We start from the raw sequence: 1,197 nt of genomic DNA on the forward strand, positions 1-1,197 counted from the left end.
GGTTCGACTCGCTGACCGCCGTGGAGCTGCGCAACCGGCTCGACGCGGCGACCGGGCTGCGGCTGCCCGCCACGCTCACGTTCGACCACCCGACGCCCGCGCGGCTGGCCGACCACCTGCGCGACCGGTTGGCCGCGACCGCACCGGACCCGCTGCTGACCGAGCTGGACCGCCTCAAGTCCACCCTGGACGCCGCGGAGCACGCCGACCACGACGCGATCGCCGCACGCCTGGAAGCGCTGCTCGCCTCGTGGACCGCCAAGCGCACCACGCATGACGACGACCTCGACGACGCCACGGACAGCGAGCTGTTCAGCATCCTCGACGACGAGCACCGCCGGACCCAGGTCATCCGATCGGGCGAGCACCGCGACGCGGGGGAGTAGCCGTCATGGCCGACGAAGACAAGCTCCGCAGCTACCTCAAGCGCGCCACGGCCGACCTGCGGGTGATGGGCAAGCGGCTGGCCGAGGTGGAGGAGGCGGCCCGCGAGCCGATCGCGATCATCGGCATGGGCTGCCGCTACCCGGGCGGCGTCGGGTCGCCGGACGACCTGTGGCGGCTGGTCGACGGCGGCGTGGACGCGATCGGTGACTTCCCGACCGACCGGGGCTGGGACGTGCCCCACGACCCGGACCCGGACGCACCCGGCGCGACCTACTCGCGTTCGGGCGGGTTCCTGAGCGATCCCGGCGGGTTCGACGCCGCCTTCTTCGGCATCTCGCCGCGCGAGGCGTTGGCGATGGACCCGCAGCAGCGCGTGCTGCTGGAGACCGCGTGGGAGACCTTCGACCACGCGGGCATCGACCCGACCTCGCTGCGCGGCAGCCGGACCGCCGTGTTCACCGGCGTGTGGTCCTCGGGCTACGCGGCCCAGCCGCCACCGGACCTGGAAGGTTTCCTGGCCACCGGCATCGCCACCAGCGCCACCTCCGGACGGGTGTCCTACCTGCTCGGCCTGGAGGGCGCGGCGGTGTCGGTCGACACGGCCTGCTCGTCGTCGCTGGTCGCGATCCACCTGGCCGCGCAGGCGCTGCGCGCGGGGGAGTGCGCGCTGGCGCTCGCCGGTGGCGTGACGGTCATGGCGACCCCCGCCGGGTTCGTGGAGTTCTCCCGGCAGCGCGGCCTGGCCCCGGACGGGCGGATCAAGTCGTTCGCGGACGCCGCCGACGGCACGAGCTGGTCCGAGGGTCGACT

At 73.9% G+C, this 1,197-nt stretch carries 2 protein-coding genes; both read left to right on the forward strand.

The window, feature by feature from the left end:
• Positions 1-386: phosphopantetheine-binding protein (locus AB0G02_RS41225; RefSeq protein ID WP_360806305.1), on the forward strand; the 386-nt coding region annotated here is incomplete at its 5' end.
• A 5-nt stretch (positions 387-391) separates the two neighbouring features.
• Positions 392-1,197 (forward strand): beta-ketoacyl synthase N-terminal-like domain-containing protein (locus AB0G02_RS41230; protein WP_360806308.1); only part of this gene is annotated, 806 nt, incomplete at its 3' end.

Origin of the sequence: Actinosynnema sp. NPDC023658 (genome assembly GCF_040639995.1) — a bacterium.
In the GTDB taxonomy this organism is placed as follows: domain Bacteria; phylum Actinomycetota; class Actinomycetes; order Mycobacteriales; family Pseudonocardiaceae; genus Actinosynnema.